This is a genomic window from Streptomyces sp. NPDC036815, assembly GCF_055609205.1.
Window position 1 is genome coordinate 216,332 of sequence record NZ_JBVJPW010000008.1, and the last position, 17,070, is coordinate 233,401.

Consider the following 17,070-nt stretch of genomic DNA (forward strand, 5'->3'; position numbering starts at 1 on the left):
CCGTCCACCTTTCCTCCCTACGGAAATGGAGCATGAAATGTCGCAGCCATGGCTGCCCCCCGACGGGGTGACCCGCACCTCCGAAGTCATCACGGTATCCGCCGGAATGTTCAAGGGGGGAGAATTCCGATGCCCCGCCGCCGACGCTCTCAAGACCCGCGGTTACCACACCGCCGACCCCGTACCGCGCCGCCGTGAGCGGCTGGAGCACTTCACCCTGGGTCCCTTCATGGCTGCCTGCGACATCCGTTCGGGGCCTGCCGGCCGCCCGCCCCGGACACGTACCGGGCCTCTGCACGACGGTCTGCGGACCTGGTCGGAGCACGGCGTGAAGATGTACGAGGCGGCCTTCCCCCTCGACCCGGAACGCCCCCTGCACGAGGTGCCCGAGCCGTGGACGTACCGATACCGGCCGTCCGGTCCCGACCCGCGCGACGCCCAGGAGTACCGCCTCACCGTGTGGGGCCGCTGCCTGGCCTCCCCGGACGGTGCCTACCGCGAACTTCGTCTGCCCGTGCACCGCCTGCGGGACCTGCCGCCCGAGGGGTTCACCGCGGCCGTCGCCCTGGTGCTCGCCGAGGGCACCCCCGGACCTCCGCCGGAGCACGTACGGATCGCGGAGTTCGCGCTCTTCGACGGAGGTACGCGTGAACTCTTCGCGGGAAGCCGGGAAGAGGCGCGCGTCCGGTACCGCGAACACGGCCCCGCCGCCCTGGCCGGGGTACTGGACGGACGGGAATACCGCCCGGGGTCCGCCTGTGGTGGATGCCCCTACCTGTCGGTGTGCCCGGCCCTGCGCACAGCGCCCGGACTGCTGGGCATCGAGGCGCACGACCGGCCCCGCCGCACCTGGTCGGTCACCAACGGGCGGGCCTACCGAGCTTGCCCGGCGCGTGACCACATGCGCCGACTGCACCTGCCCACGGCGGGCTCCGTCGAACGCGAGGTGACGGCCGAGCGCGGCCGGGCGCTGCACGCCTACCTCGCCGAACGGCACGCCCACGGATCGCCTCGGCCCTGCACGGTCGAGGTCCCCGAGGAGTGGGTCCCGGAGGGATTCGACCTGCCCGCACACGAACGCGCACTCGGTGCCCTGCTGTTGCGGCGGCACGCCGCGGTCTGTCCGCTGCGGTACGTCGTGGACGGTACGGATGTGCGGACCGAACCCCGGGTGGTGCGGCACGACACAGCCGCCGACGTGGTGGTCCTGGCCGCGCCCGACCTGCTCTACCGGGATGCCGGGTCATGGGTGTGGCGCGAGACCAAGACCTCCGTCACCGATCGGCGGTCCGACCGCCCCCTGCTGGAGCGTTATCCGCAGTTGGCTCTGGCCGTCGTGCTGATCGCCCGCGGTGACCTGGGCGGTGATCCGTTCCGCGCGCGGGTCGAGCTGGAGGTGCTGCGCCCCGGCGGCGCCGACCTGGAGACCATCGATCCCTTCGCCCCGGCCAATCGGGTCACCGCCGAGAAGGTACTGCGGGCGATGGTGGCCGACTGGCACGGGGACGACCAGTACGTGGCCCGGCCCGGACGCTCCTGCGAGCGGTGCGAAGTGGCCCGCTGGTGCACGGCGTCGTCCGTCAGCGAGGCCGCGGCATGAGGGCGGGGTCGGTCGGCCGGGCCGATCGGCCGGACGCCGGCGAGGCGCCCGAGGGCGTGGGCAGCGACCTCTTCGGCGAACTCGCCCGCATGGTGGCGGCTCTCTCCGAGGTCCAAGGGCTCCGCTCCTTCACCCTGCCCTATCCCGGCCTCGCCCAGCGGGCGCTGGATCACACGGTGATGCGCTGCCTCGATGCGGGGGAGGCGCCGCCGAGGAGTCTTCCGGAGCTGTGGGAGTGGTGCCGGACCAGGCCGTCCGACGACCCACTCTTCGCGGTCCCCTCCTCCCTGGTCTCGCCGGGCACCACGCTGGTGCACCGGGTCGGCCGGATGCCGACCCGGTCGTGTCTCGAGGTGGCCTCGCACGGACCGGACGGAGGCGTGGCGGGCCACGCCCGCGCGTTCCTCGGGGACCTGCACGCGCGGAGTGGAACGGAGGAGCGCTACCGGCAGTGCCGGGCGTTCCTGGCGCGTCACCCGGCCGTCCACCAGCAGGACCGCTTCGCGCCGGGTTGGGACAGGGCGGTCTGGAGCCGGGTCAAGAGCCTCTACAGTCCGTTGCCCGAGTTCTTGCTCGTCGACGGAGACTTCCTGTACTGCCCCTCGTGCAGGCTCCCCGTGCTGCCCCGTGACAGTGCCGTGCCCGTACCCGGACCGTCCGGCTCCGGCGCGGAAGTGTGGTGCGAGGGGGAGGACTGCCCGCGTGACGCCCCTCCGCGGCTCATCCGTGAGCCGGACCAGGCGTGGATCCTGCAGCGCTCGCTGCGGTGGTACCTCGTACTGCCGCACCGCACCGACGAAGCCGCCCGGGAGGCACTGGAGCACGCCGGAGTCGCGTACGAGACCCTGCCTGGACTTCTGCCCGCTTACCGGCTCAGGGACACCGGCCCCCGCATCGTGGACATCCAGGTGTACGACCGCCTGCAGCCGGCGCTCCTCGCAGCCCATCTCACCGACAACACACCCCTCGCGGACCGCACCCTCGTTGTGGTCCCCGACGCGCTCGCCGGACGGGACAGTTACCGGCAGGCCTTCACCGACGCCCTTCCCGCGCTCTTGCGGGACCGGCTGGTGCTCACCACCCCCATGGACCTCGTGCCCGACCTGGGACGGGCCCGGCGAGAGGAGAAGGGCGATGCGTAGCCTCACCCCGCCGTTGACCGACGTGTTCAACGCGCTCAAAGCATTTCTGGGGTCCTCCGTGCCCCAGCCCGCGCTGGAAGCCCTCTGCCAGGTCGAACTCGGCCTGTACCTCCAGCAGAAGATGATGCCGGGCAGCCCCGCGGGCAGCGCCTGGGTGCTGTTCAGCGGGTACGGGTTCGCCGAGGCGCACCGGGCACCGCTGCCATCCGATGCGGCGAAGACCCTGCGTATCGCCAGGTACTCGCTGTGGACGCTGCGCCGGAGCCGTACCTGGCTCGAGGCGCTGGACACCTACCAGAGGTTCGACCCCAGGGTGCGCGCCTACGACGTACCGGACGCCGAGACACCCGCTGCCCGCCGCGACCTCTCCGTCGCCGGCGACCGCTTCTCCGTCTACGAGCAACTGCTGCGTGCTGCACCGCCGCTGGCGGGCAGGCGCCTGCCGGTCGCGGGTCAGGGCCCGCACGCCTTCCCCGTCAGTCGCACCATGGCCGTCGTCGACCTGCCGCCGGTCCCCAGCATCCCCCTCGTCGCCCACGACATGGACCTGGAACCGGCCGGCGGCGGCGAGCCCTTGATCTTCACCAGGGAGGACCTGGAGCGCACGGCGGGGGAGATGGACGCCCAACACGCTCGCTCCGGCAAGGGCCGGGCACCACGGTGGCTGGAGCGGCTACGGTCGTTCGACCTGTCCACCAAGGAGAACGGAACCTTCCACAAGGCGAGGAAGGACAAGGACGAGGACTTCGCCTTCACGGTCGATGGCATTCAGCACCTGCTCGGTATCGTCGGCGCAGGCAAAAGCACACTGCGCGACATCATTGCCGTCCATCTCGCCAAGCTGGGCAAGCGCACCACCATCGTCGTCACCGATGTCGCGGAGGTGCTGAAGCTCGTCCGGCTCTACGACCTCTACACCGACGGCGCCGCTGCACCAGTGCTCGGCTCTTCCGGCCGTGAGCGGCACGCCCAGCGGCTGCACCGCCGACTGGCGGGCCGGGGCGAGCACCGACTGCTCGCCCACGACGACCCCGCCTTCGCCTACCTCGGCACGTCCTGTCTGCTCAACGTCAGACGGCAGGGCGCCACATCGACGACCGAACCACTCGCCTACGGCGAGGCACCCTGCTCCCGGCTCCGGCCCCCATCAACCTTGCGCCGTGACCGGAGCGACGGACGGTACTCCGAGTGGCAGAAGAGGGCTACGAGCTGCCCGTACTGGTCCGTCTGCCCCCGTCACCACGGAGCCCGCACGCTGGTCGACGCCTCGATCTGGGTGGCCACGCCGGCCGGACTGATCGATGCCGAGCCGCCCCGACCCCAGAACGGCGAGCGCATCCGCTTCCTCGAACTCGCCTGCCGCCGCAGTGACCTCGTGATCATCGACGAGGCCGACCGTGTCCAGATGCAGCTCGACCAGACCTTCGCACCCGCCGTGGTCCTCGCCAGCGACGAGGACAAGGGCTTCATCGACCAGTTGAGCCGGCACAAGATTCGGGAACTTGCGGCAGGCGGACGCACCCAGCTCTCCGAACGGGACGTCGAGACCTTCGCCGCCGCCCTCAACACCGCAGGCGCGGCCACCGACCGGCTGTACGCGATGCTGGTCGCCGGGTACGAGCTGCGCAAGTGGGTGCGGACGGGCTACTTCAGCGCCTGGACGCTCCAGATGGGGCTCCTCGACGAACGCTACGAACTCCCCGACGACAGCGGCCCCGACCACCCTCATCACGCCCCCCGAGAGGCTCTCGGGAAACTGCTCGACGCGTTCCGTGACAACCCCTTCGGTGACCGTCACCGCAGGACGGAGGAGGACTTCAGCCGGTTGACCGCCCTCCTCAACGAACTGCTCCACACCGGCAACCCGGAGAACACCCGGCGCCGCCTCACCGAGGTCATGGACGAGGTCTTCGCCATCGACCCGCAGTACATGACTGCCCGGCAGCGGAAGTACCAAGAGGCGTACGACAAGTGGCGGCGCGAGGAGGAGGAACAGGAGAAGAAGCGCGGACGCCGCAGGAAGCCCAAGCCTCCGCCCCAGACTCCCGATGAATGGCGGAAGCAACTCGCGGAGCGCTTCGAGTTCACACTGTTGCTCAGCGCCCTGGAACCGCGGCTCGCCATGATCAACGCCATGTGGCCCCGCGTCGAGGCCGCCCTCAGCCTGGGCTTCAACACGATGTACCGTCGGCCGCCTGACTACGGCCCGATGGTGCCCGAGGCCCCGATGGGCAATGTGCTCGGCTTCCAGTTCCGGGTCCCGGGTGAAGACAAGGGCGGAGTCCGCAGTGGCGAACTGACCTTTTTCCGGTGCAGCGGCGTCGGACGGGAGCTGCTGCGCACCATCCCCGATCTCACCTCCGTCGACGACAGGCCCGGTGCCCACTTGCTGCTCATGTCGGGCAGCAGCTGGGCGGGCGCGTCCAGCCGCTACCACGTCTGCGTCCCGGTCGGTGTGGTCATCGAACCGCCGACCGAGGTGACCGAACACATCGCCAACGAGAGCTCCATGCGCTTCGAGTTCATCGACGACGGCGACGAGAAACTGCGCATGTCCGGAACCCATCCGGACGACCGCCCGGAGAAGTTGCGCCGTATCGCGTGCCATCTAGGTGAGGGCGGAGACGAGTACGAGGTCACTGAAGGTGGGCCGCTCCAGCAGGAGTTGCTCTCTCTTCCTCCAGGGCGCGACCAGATCCTTCTGCTGGTCGGCAGCTATGCCGAGGCACGTGTGGTGGCCGACACACTGCACAACCTCAACGTCCGCTGGCACAACAAGGTGCTGTGCCTGGTGTCGGACGACGAGGAGATCACCGCGGAGGACGAGGCGCCGTCCGCCTACCACGCCCGATCACTGCGCCGGGGCGACGTCGAGCACCTGAAGGACCTCGAGGCGGACATCCTGGTGGCGCCCCTGCTCGCGCTGGAACGCGGCCACAACATCCTCAACGAGGACGACGAGGCGGCCATCGGCACGGTCTACTTCCTGGCACGGCCCCATCCGCACCCAGAGGACCTCCACCTGGCCGTCAATGCCGTCAACGACTGGGTCGTCCGCACCGTCACCGGCGGTGACTTCGCCTCCCTGGTACAGGGAAAACCCACCGTCGAGGAAGGAGCGGAGGAGTTCCGCCGCCTCGCCCGTTCGTACTGGTACCAGGTACTCGGCCGTTCGATGGCGTGGAGCCGTCTCGACGTCGATGTACGGGAACAGGTCACCTGGGACATGCTGGTCCTGTTGTGGCAGGTGATCGGGCGCCTGGTACGCGGTGGCGTACCGGCCCGGGTGGTCTTCGTCGACGCCGCCTTCGCCCCCAACCGCGGCGCCGTACCGGCGCGGCCCGACACCCCCGAATCCAGTCTGCTGCACAGCGTCCTCGCCGTCCTGGACCCCTATTTCGACGGCGGCACGACGACCGCGGAGGAGCAGTTCATCGTCCGCGCCCTGTACGCGCCACTGCGCAGCATGCTCACCCGCCTGCTCGCCGCCGTACCCGCCCACCCGTAAGCGCCGAACCCCTGTCCCAGGAGGTAATTCCGTGTACCACCACATTCGCGTCGCGGCCTACGAACCCGACCCGCTCCACGGACCCTGGCGGGAGGAGATGAAAGTGCTGCGGCTCGGCGAGGACCTGCACGCCGAGCTCACCGGGATGCATGCCGAGGCGGACAAGAACTCCGTTCACCCCCACCGGCTCCCCGTGCGCAGGCTCAACTCCCTGCTCCAGGCGATGGCGCCAGGCGTCATCGCGACCGGCCGCAACGCCGGGGCGGACGGCCGTCTGCCGTGGCTCTACGCGCGGGAAGCCGTCCCGCCGGACGTGCTGGCCCCGGTGGTAGGAGCTTGGGCGGCGGGCATGCACCGGGAGGACGACGACTCGGAGGGCGCCGATCTCGAGGACAGGCTCCGCTCCGGTGACCCGGCCGAGACGGTACGTCTGCCCCACTGGGAGACGGAGCCGGTCGACCTCGCCGAGAGCGTGCTCTCGGCGGGCGGAACCGCCGAACCCGCCGCGCGGCTCTACAGCCTGCTGCCCGAGTGGATCGCCTTCCGGCTGGCCGCCCGGACGTTCCGCACGGGCGGCACCACACTCCACTTCCGCGTCGAGAGCTCGGGTGACGGCGCGCGACTTGTCTCCTGGCCGCCTCAGCGATACGAGCGCCGACGGCAGACCTGGTACTACTCGGCCTGCCTCACCATCACCGTCCACACCGTGCCGTTCGCCCCGCGGTTCCGCGTCCATGTGTCCACCCAGGTACGCCGGTGGGCCACCCGACTGGACGTACGCCCCCACCAGCTCGGCGGTACGAGCGTCCTGCTCGACGCTCCACTGCCGTGGCCGGAAGGGCCGGACCGGGGCCACCGGCTGATGGTGAACACGCTGGGCTACGACCGGCGGTCGAAGGAACTGGCCTGGCGCCGGCACAGCCCCGCACCGCTGGTGCCCGAGCTGGACATCGTGCGCAACTATCCCCGGCCCGAAGCGCTCTTCTCCGACCCCGAACGCTGGATCAACGGTTCCGGGGACGTGGCCGCTGGCATCGTCTACCACCCATCGATCGGCCCGCACGAGGTGGGACCCGGGCTGATGCCACGGGAGCGGGCGGATCTGGACGCCTGGGTCGAGGAAGGGCTGCGCCCCCTGCTGACCCGGGTCCCCGACCTCACGCGCGTCTCCCGGAGCAACACACCCTCCCTGCTGCCGCGTTCCGGCGCCGGACGCGTCCCGGGCGTCCGCGACGCCCAGCTGGCTCTGCAACGGCGGGCGGCGCTGACACGCGCACTGAACGGTCGCCCCCTGGAGATCGACCTCTTCTGGCAGTCCCCGGAAACCCGTGCGGCGCTGCTCGCCGAGCTGCCCAAGCTCATTGGTCTTCCCGCCGGGCAGCAAGTGCCGTCGGCCGACGGGGAGACCTGGCAGTGGCAGTGCGAGGGGGTCGACATCCGCGTCCGGGCCCGGCCAGCGGGACCTTTGGCCGACGCCTTGCCGACCACCCGAGCCCGCGGGCGCCTCAGGGCCGTCCGGCTGGCCGAGGCCATCGAAGGGCGCTGCGGGCTCGTGGCGGACCGGGCGGACCCGCTCCTCGGCGGGGCCGGAGTCGTGATCACGGAGATTGCCGGTAAGGAGCGCTTCGCCGCCGTCCCGGACTCCGACCCCAAGCACGCGCTGCGCATCGCCTGGGCACGGCAGGGACGGCTGACCCAGTTCGTGAACGCGCCCGACGACACCGACAGCGCTCTGGAACACCGGGCCAGGTGGACCTGGCTGGACGCCTTCCGGCAGTTGGGCGCGATCAGCCCGCCCGCCCACCGGGTGGGATCCGGCATTCCGGGCGACCTTCAGTACGCGGCACTCTGGCTCGTACGCCACACCAGGAAGGGGCCCACGCGATGCCCCGTCCACCGGCTGGTGGCGGTGCGGGTGCGCCCCGGGGACGGACCGGGCGTCATCGATGGGTGGGACGCAGAACGAGCCGAATGGGTGCCGTATCCGAAGCTGTTGCTGCTGCTCTCCCAGGCACGGGAACCGGCGGCGAGCGGTGGGAAGGAGACCGGCACGGGGGAGCTCGTCGATGAATCGGCAGCCTCGGGAGGATCCCGGCCCGCTGTCCGCCCGGGCGTGGAGCAGGACAGGCGGCGGGAGACCGAGCGGCAGATCCGGGCACTGCTCTTCCAGCTCCGCGACCGCCCGACGCTGCTGTTGGCGGACGCCGGCAATCTGCGCCAGTGCTGGCCTGGCCTGCGCAACGGTGCACTGGACCGCGACACGCTCGGCTTCGGGGCCGAACCCGCCCAGCGGCACACGCTCTACGGCCACGACCTGCGGGTGCTGCTCGTACGGGACGCCAACGCCCGGGGTGAAGTGGCGGAGTGGTACGCCCACGACACCGAGGGCGGGGTCGGCTTCGCCGAGGGTGTGTGGGGGACGGCGGATACGGAGAGCCGTGTCTTCGCGAGTACGGCCTCGAAGCCGCACACGGTGGTGAAACTGCCGAAGGGGCTCATGAAGCTGGTGCCCACGGCACAGGGCCGGACAGCGCCTGGGAAGACCGCGTGGAACCCCGGGCAACTGGAGATCACCGTGCTCGGCTGTCTGTCGGAGAAGGTGCTGACGGACTCGGGGCGTGCGGGTGACCCGCACGACCGGCCGGCGGAGTGGGCGACGCTCGCGCACCAGCTGCGTTACCACGACGATTACCCGCCGCTCGCCCGGCCTCTCCCGCTGCACTGGGCGCGTCTCGCCGGTGAGTACGTGCTTCCGGTGGCCGGAACGAAGTCAGCGGGGAGTACGTCATCCGCTTCCTGAGCGAGGTGCCGCCTGAATGGGGCGTCCCAAACGATCGACGCTGATAAGGATCAATGCTTCCAGTGCGTGGCGATTCCTGGGCCGCTGAAGAAGGACGCCTGACCTGGGGCTTTGCGCGTTCGTGGCTACTCCACCTGTTTGCGCTCGTCCAACGGGTGAACGGCGCGTCTGAAAAAGCCGTCTGACCTGCGAGTTCAGGCAGGTGTAGCGACAATATTGCAAGCCGTGTCCGTGCTTCCTTGGGCTGCTGACGCTCGCAGGACGCTTGTTCTGAAGCACTGTCACATGACAATTCGCCTCCGACGCGGCTGTGTGGCTCCGTCAGCGCCGCGTTGCTAACCGGTGGAGTCGGCTCCACTCGGCGGTACGGCGCGACCAAGATCGATGTGGTTCGGTCAACTCCTGCCAGTCATGGGCGCGGACCTGGTAGTGCTTCGTCAGGTTCTGAGCTGTCTGCGGCTCCTCCGTGGGCTGGGCAGGGGGCGTCCGCAGGTGGTGCAGGTACCGGTCCAGTAGCTCAGCAGGTCCTGAAGGACGTCGGGGACCTGGTAGAGGATCAGGCTGGTTTGCGGGCTTTTGGGGCGAGCCGCCTGAGGGTGAGGAATGCCTGGGCGGGGGTGACGAGGGTGACGTGGTGGTACCAGCCGCGCCAGGTGCGGCCCTCGAAGTGGTCCAGTCCCAGGCCATGCATGAGCTCTCGGTAGTCGTGCTCGATCCGCCAGCGCATCTTGGCCCACCACACAAGGTCAGCGGCCGGTGTGGTGGCGGTAGGTTCGATATCCAGTAGTCCCTCGGAGCGTCCTGGCCCTCCGGCCATTCGACGAGGAGTGTCTGGACGGGCAGCACGCCGTCCGACCTGTTGCGGCCGCCGCCCACCTCCTGGGCTGCGGCCAGGGGCTGCTTGCCCGCGGGCCGCACGGTGAGTACCGCGAACCGCGAAGTCATCTCCCCTGTGCTGCCCTGCCTCCAGGTCACCTCGGTGAACCGCTCCGCACCTGCCTGCGCTGCCAGGACGCAGACGGCTCGCGGCGGGGTGCGGTAGCGGGGAGGGATGCCGACCTACCGTGCTACGTCACACCCAGCCGCTTCCGGTGGGCATACCCGCAGTCATCCCCCCTCGTCCGAATGCGGCGAACCTCGAGTCACAGGACAGTGGGAACGTCGTCCATCGAGGGCCGAGACCGAGGGAGCGTGCGGATCGTGGGCAAGGGCAAGAAGCTCAGCAAGGGTGATCAGGTGTCCTGGCGCAGTCATGGGCAGACCGTTCCGGGGGAAGTGAAGAGGAAGATCACGGAGCGTGCCGACGTGGCGGGGCGGACCGTTGACGCCTCCGCGGGCGAGCCGCAGTACGAGGTCGAGAGCGACAAGACCGGTCGCCGGGCCGTCCACAAGCCCGAAGCCCTGCGCAAGAAGGGTGGGACTGGTGGGAAGGGCGGGGCTGCAGGAAGGGCGTGAAGGGCGGTTATTGGAGTCGTTCATGAGGGCTGCCGGGCGCCGAAGGGAACAGCACGTGGATCAGCCGACGGCCGGATCCGCCTCCGGAGAGCCCGAGCAGCAAGCGCTCTTCGGGTGGGAGGACGCCTCGCCCGCGCCGGTTGCCGCGCGTGCGGCCTTTCGGGACAGTCCCCAGGCGCGCCGGATGCTCGACGTGCGGGAGGTCTACGCGGAGCGCGCCGCCCTCGACTCGCCGCGCGGGCGGCAGATCATGGCCCGGCTGCCGGGAGTGCGGGTGACGGAGGTCGAGAGTCACTGGCGCATCCCCTCCCTCCACGGCAACGACGGCAACATCGCGCGGTGGGTCCGCATCAAGACCGAGACGCTGGTCCTCGGGGTCAAGCACACGCTCGCCACCCGCCCCAACGGCCGGTCGGCCGACTGGATCGCGCCCGGCCCCTCCAACGGCTGCGCCATGGCCTGCGCCTACTGCTACGTCCCCCGCCGCAAGGGCTACGCCAACCCCATCACGCTCTTCACCAACATCGAGGCGATCGTCGCCCACGTCCGGCGCCACGTACGGGCGCAGGGTCCCAAGAGGGAGCCGAATCAGTGCGACCCCACGGCGTGGGTCTACGACATCGGTGAGAACGGTGACTGCTCTGTCGACGCGTTGGTCTGCGACAACACCGCGGACCTCGTCGCAGCTTTCCGCGGGCTGCCGACGGCCAAGGCCTCCTTCGCGACCAAGTTCGTCAACCCCGACCTGCTCGCGCTCGACCCGCGGGGCCGCACCCGGGTGCGGTTTTCGCTCATGCCCGCCGACGACGCCCGCCTCCTCGACATCCGCACCAGCCCGGTCGGCGAGCGCATCGCCGCCGCCTCCGACTTCCTCGACGCCGGGTACGAGGTCCACTTCAACCTCTCACCCGTCGTACTGCGCCCTGGATGGGAGCGGGCCTGGGCCGAGCTGCTCGACCACCTCGACGACGTGCTGCCCGCCCGCGTGAAGGAGCAGGCGGCCGCCGAGGTCATCATGCTGACGCACAACGAGGCGCTCCACGAGGTCAACCTGGGATGGCACCCTCGCGCGGAGGACGTGCTGTGGCAGCCGGACCTCCAGGAGACGAAACGCTCGCAGAACGGCGCCCTGAACGTGCGCTACGCCCTCGAGGTCAAGCAGGAGTCCCTGACGCGGATGCGACGCCTGCTCGCGGAGCACGCGCCATGGCTCCGGGTCAGGTATGCCTTCTGAACAGGTGCGCCTGTTACGCACCCTCCCGGCGCCGCACCATCTCGGTGATCCACACAGGCGCGAAGGGAGACGTGCAGCCCGGGGAGGTCGGATAGTCCTTGAGCACCTCCAGGCGCTCGCCGATGTCGAGCGCGCGCGTGCGGTGCTCGGCGTGCTCGATGCCGATCCGCGCCAGGCAGTGGTTCATCGCCCACTGGAGCCGTTCCGGGGCGTCCCTCATCTCCGCCTCGATGACGTCGAGCAGCCCGGGGAGGTCGAGGCCCTCGGGCTGCTTCGCCACGCGTTCCGTGGTCAGCGCCCAGCCGGCGCTCGCGACCACGGGGTCCGGGTCGGCGGACCAGGCCAGGCGCAGCTCTTCGGAGTGCGGACTCTTCTTCACCACGTAACTCACGAGCCAGTCGTGCACCTTGGGAGTGCGTGCCTCGCGCACCATCGTGTCCAGCTGATCGCGCTCGAACGCCTTCGGGCGGCAGATCAGCAGGGCCAGCAGTCTCGCCGCGGTGTCCCGCGTCTCCCAGAGGCGGCAGGCGAGATCCTGCTGCGTCTTCAGCCGCTTCGCGAGCGCGCGCAGCTTGCCGAGGTTCACTCCGTGATCGTCGCCGTGCCTCGCGTTCACCGCGCGCGTCTTCGGGTCGTCGAGCGCGGCCAGCTCGGCCATCACCTCGGACAACGCCACCATGCGGCCACCTCTCTCCTGCTACCGCGAACCCTTACCCACCGGCACCGCCCCGCGCGGCAGCCGAGGCTCCACCAGCGGACGGAACACCTTCCGCACCGGCGGGCTCGACAGCAGGAACACCGCGGTGACGACGCCGAGGGTGAGGAGGACCTGGCCCGCCAGGCCCAGGTTCTTCAGGACCGGGTACAGGCCCGCCGCCTCGCACGCGCGGATCAGGAGACCGTGCAGCAGGTAGGGGTACATCGTGACGGCGCCGAGCGCGGTGAAGGGCATGCGGCGGCGGGGCACGCACGCGAGGAACGCCGCGACCAGCACCGCGCTCAGCGCGAAGATGCCGATCCGCACGGCCAGGCACTGCGGTCGGCTCACGTCGAGCTCCGTGAAGCCCGCGTCCATGGACAGCCAGTGCTCGTCGGGAGCGGGGACCAGCCGGTACGCCCCGATCCCGGCGCAGACCAGCGCCACCACGGCCCAGCGACGGGCCACCCTCGTGCGCAGGAGGGCGAAGTGTTCCGGGCGGAGGTTCAGGCCGAGGACGAACCAGGGCAGGAACATCAGTACGCGCGGAAGTGCCAGGTCGTAGTGCATCGTCGTGAGACCGGCGGCGAGGGAGAGCGCGACGGCGACGGGGACGGGGTGGCGGATCGCTCGCCACACGGGCGTGCTCAGCCGCCACAGGAACAGGGCGATGAGGAACCAGCAGAGATACGTGGGTTCCGTGGGGGTGATGACGAAGGGCTCGCCCCGCACCAGGCTGTTCGTGGCGGAGTACGCCGTCTCGAACAGCAGGTAGGGGATCAGCACCCCTTCGATCAGCCGGCGTACCTGGTCGGGGCGGCCGGTGAAGCGCTGGGAGAAGTAGCCGCACAGCAGGATGAACGCCGGCATGTGGAACGTGTAGACCAGGGTGTGCACCGACTGGAGCGCGTGCGTGCCGTAGGAGATCTGCTCCCAGGAGTGGCCGAGGGCGACCAGCACGATCAGGAGGAACTTCGCGTTGTCGAAGAACGGGTCGCGCGTGTCCGTCGTATCCGCCGCGGCCTGCGCCTTGCGCAGGTCGAGCGGCTCGGTGGTGGGCATCCGCATCACGTCTTTGACCTCATCACGCCTTGGACCTCCTCGCCGTCTGGGATTCGACCGGTCTCCAGGGGGCGAGGCGGCCTCCCGCGCGGGTGGCGTGCGTCCAGTACAGGCGGCTGTCGAGGCCGAGCATGGTGAGCACGACGCCTCCGGAGGCCAGCGGAGCACTCGACGGCGCTCCCGCCGGAAGCACGCCGGTGTGGTTCCACTGCGGCCGGTTCCTGGCGGCGCCCGACGTGCCCCACGCCGTGGCGACATCGCCCGTGGCGGTCCGGGCCGCGAGCAGCACACCGCCCCAGTCGTCCGAGGTGACGCTCACCGGGCCGTAACCGCCCGCGCCACCGAGATCGGTGAGGGCCGCCGAGGTGTGGGTGGTGGACGCCCGGCGCGCCCCGTTCGGCTGGGCCGAGGGGGTGAGGCCGTCCGCGCGCAGGCGGGTGGAGCGCACGTTCCCGGAGCCGGGAGTGCGGTGGAAGACCCGGACGCCGTCGTCGTCGCGGCGGACCGTCAACGGCAGGGTGGTGGCCGGAATACCGGTGGCCAGCGGGCCCCGCACGTCCGCGCCCGGCCGCTCCTGGACCCAGGCGAGGACGCTGTGCGCGGTGGCGGCGAGGACGTAGGCGCGCCCGGCGCGGTCCGTGGCGGCGACCGGATCGCCGTGCACGGCCTCGCCGCCCAGGTCCTGCCAGGGCGTCCACGTCCCGTCCGGCTGCTGGGCACGCGCGGTCAGCCGGTGGGAGCTGTCGCGCACGAACACCGACATCGCGCCGTCGTCGTGCACCACGACCGCGGGTGAGCTGATGTCGTTCGTACCGACCTCGTCGGACAGCTCCGGACTGTCCAGCGACTGCCAGGGGCCGAAGGACCGGCCCGGGGCCTCCTGAACGACGAATCCCGCTTCCTTGCGGTAGGCGGCCGGACGATCGCCGAACAGCGTGCGGGTGCCGAAGACGGCTATGCGCCCGTCGGGCAGGGCCACCGGCCGCACGCCCGTGTCGATCCCCGTCTCCTCCTGGAGCACGGGCCCCGTCCACCGGCTCGCGCCCCACTGCGCGCCCTTGCCGCCCGGCCGGTGCCAGTGCGCGATCCGCCCGTCCAGTACGGCGAAGGCCCACAGGCTGTCGTCCTTGCCTGCCAGCAGCCAGTCGGCGCCGCTGTCACCGGCGTGGTGGATGCTGTGCGACCAGCGGGGCTTGGGGGCCGCGGCGACCTTGAGGTCGCCACAGCCCGCCGGGTCCCCGCAGGTGTTCCGCGGGGCGTCGGTCCAGGAGTACGTTTCGAGCGTACGGGCCTTGGACGCGGCGGACTCGGGGTCGAGCGCCTGCGGCAGACCGCCGTTGAAGTACCCCATGTAGGTCTGCACGGTGAAGTGGGGGCCGGACCCGGAGGCCGCGTACCGGGCGAGAGCCTGCTGGACGAACCGGGCGCCGAAGCGGTGATCCTGGTGGTCGGAGCACTTGAGGTTGCGGTCCAGCCGGCCGGGCGTCGGATTCTGCATCCGGACCTGCGTCGGCCGGAACCGCTCCAGATAGCCGGTCAGCGTCCGGATGAGCTGTTCCTTCGTGTACGAGAAGTCGCGGGTGACCGCACCGCCGTGCGCCAACTGCGAGCCGAGCAGGCCGACCCGCCCCTCCCACAGCCCGTGCAGGCTGTGCGGGCGGTCACCGGTGATGCTGCCCGCCTCGTGCAGCAGCGTCCACACCAGGTTGATGTGGGGGTGACCCTGCAACGTGTCGAGCTCCGCCTGCCCGCCGCCCGCCGTCGGGATGACGGAGCGCCGCCACGGATGCCCCGGCCGTCCGGTGACCATTTCGGCGTAGGCGGCGCGGATGCCGTTCTGGCGCGCCTTGGCGTATTTGCGCTGGTCGCGTGTGGGGCGGGGCATGCCCCGGAACGTGCCCTTGCGCGGACTGTTGACACCGTTGGATTCGCCGGACGTCAGATAGATCGTCGTCAGGGGCCGGCCGCTGCGCAGCGACTGCCCGACCTCCGGGTTGATGAAGAACAGGTCGTCGTCGGGGTGGGCGACGATCTGCACGACCGATTCCTCGGTCTGCGGCTGCGGCCCGGTGGCGGCCCACGTGCCGGTGGGAGCGGCCGTCCGCATGTCCGGTGACTGGTGCGGCGTGACGGCCGCGTCGCCACCGTCGCTCTTGGAGCGGACGGCCATGCCTATGCCGATGCCCAGGGGCGCGGTGGCGCCCAGCACGGTGGCCGCGAGGATGTTGCGACGTGTTGCGCGCACGGAACCGCGCGTTACGGGAGGCATGGATGGTGCTGCCTTATCTGACGTACCGGCCACTCGGCCAACAGCTGCCGCTGCGGCCTCCTTGATCACGGAGGAGGATGACCAGCGCCTGCGGCGGGTTGTCCTCAGTGACCTTCCTCACGGCGTCAGAAGGAGTTCAGCTGGGGTTCTTGCTCAATTTTCTTCGGGGGAGTGGGGCGGGAGCGGGGTTCTGGCGGCGGGTCGGGAGCGCGGCTCAGCAGTCGAAGACCGACCAGCACATGTCGTTCCGCAGGCGCTGGTCGTCGAGTACGAGCTCGCGGATGGTCTCCTGGAGCCGGTAGCGCTGCCAGGGGCGTTCGCGGAGCCCCGCGGCCGCGGGTGCTGGTGCCGGTCAGCCGTTCGCCCCGGGGGCCGGGTGAGCGGTGAGTGGCCCCGGACGGCGTCTACCGAGCGGGGCCACATTGCCTGCGGGGGAGTGCGCGGTCAGTGGTCGGAGTAGCTGAAGTCGCCCATCGTCCAGGCGCTGACGTCCTCGATGGCGACGCGGTACATGCCGCCCGTCTCCGGGATGCCCACCGTGCCCTGGAGGATGCGGGCCACGTGGAAGTGCAGGTGTGTGGGCGGGCCGTCCCTCTTCGTGGGGGCGTCGAAGACGCGGGAGAACTCGCTCAGGCGGTCCGAATCCGTCAGTACATCCGACACCCGCTGCCTCCACACCGCTTCGGGAGCCAGTCGGCCGGTGATGACAGCGCCACCCGCGACCACGGTCAAGGACATTTGGTTGCTCCGCCCGGACTCCACCAGGGCGGCGACGTCAACGAGCAACTCGTCAGGCTTCGACATGGGGCCAACTATATTTCCCGGCGAATCGGCGACCCAAGCGACGGTCCGCCGCCCGGCATCCATGTGCCGGTCGACGCGGACTACCTCTTCTTCGAGGGCCTGAAAATCTGTGTCGGCTGGAGTAGACATTGGGGCGCGGCGTGGCTATGGTTTCTCTCGTAGCCGAGATCAAGAGGGTCCGGCAGGGATGCACTGCCGGGCAGCAGTACCCGCGGTCGAAGTGCAGGACCGTGGTGCAGGACGGTGCGGTGGTGGAGCTCCGAAGCCAGAGCAGTCGCAGGACGGTGACGGGGCTGACGACCGGACCGGGTGGCCCGCAGTCATCAGGGGCCGCCGAGAGCAGTTCACGCAGTACCAGCAGTTCACGCAGTATCAGCAGTACAGGTAGTACAAGCAGTACGAGCAGTGCCAGCAGTACGCAGTTCCGTGCAAGTAGCGAGCGAATCAGAGGAAAGAACGGAGGAGTTGAGCGCCATCAGGATCGCCCGGACGGGAACAA

Annotated in this window: 10 protein-coding genes and 1 pseudogene; 6 read left to right on the top strand and 5 right to left on the bottom strand. The window is 70.2% G+C overall.

Features of this window, described 5'->3' with window-relative positions:
- The first annotated feature begins 37 nt into the window (after positions 1 to 37).
- From ACZ69I_RS18920 to ACZ69I_RS18935, 4 genes are read left to right on the top strand one after another with little or no spacing between them, the layout of a single operon-like run.
- Positions 38 to 1,600, top strand: a complete 1,563-nt coding sequence (locus ACZ69I_RS18920; protein WP_470833344.1) for a PD-(D/E)XK nuclease family protein — start codon at positions 38 to 40, stop codon at positions 1,598 to 1,600.
- On the top strand, positions 1,597 to 2,742 hold the full coding sequence (locus tag ACZ69I_RS18925) for a pPIWI_RE_Y domain-containing protein (RefSeq protein WP_470833346.1): 1,146 nt from the start codon (positions 1,597 to 1,599) through the stop codon (positions 2,740 to 2,742). Before ACZ69I_RS18920 ends, ACZ69I_RS18925 begins: the two co-directional genes overlap by 4 nt.
- Complete coding sequence (locus ACZ69I_RS18930) at positions 2,735 to 6,250, top strand: pPIWI_RE_Z domain-containing protein (RefSeq protein WP_470833348.1); 3,516 nt, start codon at positions 2,735 to 2,737, stop codon at positions 6,248 to 6,250. Before ACZ69I_RS18925 ends, ACZ69I_RS18930 begins: the two co-directional genes overlap by 8 nt.
- A gap of 31 nt (positions 6,251 to 6,281) precedes the next feature.
- Positions 6,282 to 9,050 (top strand): pPIWI_RE module domain-containing protein, encoded by a 2,769-nt coding sequence (locus tag ACZ69I_RS18935; RefSeq protein WP_470833350.1) that lies wholly within the window; start codon positions 6,282 to 6,284, stop codon positions 9,048 to 9,050.
- Positions 9,051 to 9,606: 556 nt separating this feature from the next.
- Here ACZ69I_RS18935 and ACZ69I_RS18940 read toward each other — a convergent pair.
- Positions 9,607 to 10,097 (bottom strand): annotated as a pseudogene (locus ACZ69I_RS18940) (IS701 family transposase); the annotation flags it as partial.
- Positions 10,098 to 10,250: 153 nt separating this feature from the next.
- Between ACZ69I_RS18940 and ACZ69I_RS18945 the strand changes: the two are divergent.
- Positions 10,251 to 10,505 (top strand): hypervirulence associated TUDOR domain-containing protein, encoded by a 255-nt coding sequence (locus ACZ69I_RS18945; RefSeq protein ID WP_470833490.1) that lies wholly within the window; start codon positions 10,251 to 10,253, stop codon positions 10,503 to 10,505.
- A gap of 22 nt (positions 10,506 to 10,527) precedes the next feature.
- Positions 10,528 to 11,739 carry a spore photoproduct lyase family protein gene (locus ACZ69I_RS18950; protein ID WP_470833352.1) on the top strand — a complete coding sequence of 404 codons (1,212 nt, stop codon included), beginning with the start codon at positions 10,528 to 10,530 and terminating at the stop codon, positions 11,737 to 11,739.
- Between the two features lie 13 nt (positions 11,740 to 11,752).
- Here the strand turns inward: ACZ69I_RS18950 and ACZ69I_RS18955 are convergent, their stop codons facing one another.
- The 4 genes from ACZ69I_RS18955 to ACZ69I_RS18970 all read right to left on the bottom strand — a co-directional run bounded on the left by ACZ69I_RS18955 (position 11,753) and on the right by ACZ69I_RS18970 (position 16,571).
- Entirely contained in the window at positions 11,753 to 12,418 is a 666-nt protein-coding gene (locus ACZ69I_RS18955) for a DNA alkylation repair protein (RefSeq protein ID WP_470833353.1), read from the bottom strand.
- 18 nt (positions 12,419 to 12,436) lie between these two features.
- Positions 12,437 to 13,498, bottom strand: coding sequence for an acyltransferase family protein (locus tag ACZ69I_RS18960; protein ID WP_470833355.1), 1,062 nt, complete (start codon positions 13,496 to 13,498; stop codon positions 12,437 to 12,439).
- Between the two features lie 22 nt (positions 13,499 to 13,520).
- Positions 13,521 to 15,743, bottom strand: coding sequence for a PIG-L family deacetylase (locus ACZ69I_RS18965; protein WP_470833356.1), 2,223 nt, complete (start codon positions 15,741 to 15,743; stop codon positions 13,521 to 13,523).
- Positions 15,744 to 16,211: 468 nt separating this feature from the next.
- A complete protein-coding gene (locus ACZ69I_RS18970) occupies positions 16,212 to 16,571 on the bottom strand; it encodes a hypothetical protein (RefSeq protein ID WP_467676667.1) in 360 nt (119 codons plus the stop codon).
- Positions 16,572 to 17,070: the final 499 nt, after the last annotated feature.

What these genes read in the sequence shown, in the direction of transcription:
- ACZ69I_RS18920 (WP_470833344.1), top strand. Translation starts at nt 38, where the DNA reads ATGTCGCAGCCATGGCTGCCCCCCGACGGGGTGACCCGCACCTCCGAA.
- ACZ69I_RS18925 (WP_470833346.1), top strand. Translation starts at nt 1,597, where the DNA reads ATGAGGGCGGGGTCGGTCGGCCGGGCCGATCGGCCGGACGCCGGCGAG.
- ACZ69I_RS18930 (WP_470833348.1), top strand. Translation starts at nt 2,735, where the DNA reads ATGCGTAGCCTCACCCCGCCGTTGACCGACGTGTTCAACGCGCTCAAA.
- ACZ69I_RS18950 (WP_470833352.1), top strand. Translation starts at nt 10,528, where the DNA reads ATGAGGGCTGCCGGGCGCCGAAGGGAACAGCACGTGGATCAGCCGACG.
- ACZ69I_RS18955 (WP_470833353.1), bottom strand. Translation starts at nt 12,418, where the DNA reads ATGGTGGCGTTGTCCGAGGTGATGGCCGAGCTGGCCGCGCTCGACGAC.
- ACZ69I_RS18960 (WP_470833355.1), bottom strand. Translation starts at nt 13,498, where the DNA reads ATGCCCACCACCGAGCCGCTCGACCTGCGCAAGGCGCAGGCCGCGGCG.
- ACZ69I_RS18970 (WP_467676667.1), bottom strand. Translation starts at nt 16,571, where the DNA reads ATGTCGAAGCCTGACGAGTTGCTCGTTGACGTCGCCGCCCTGGTGGAG.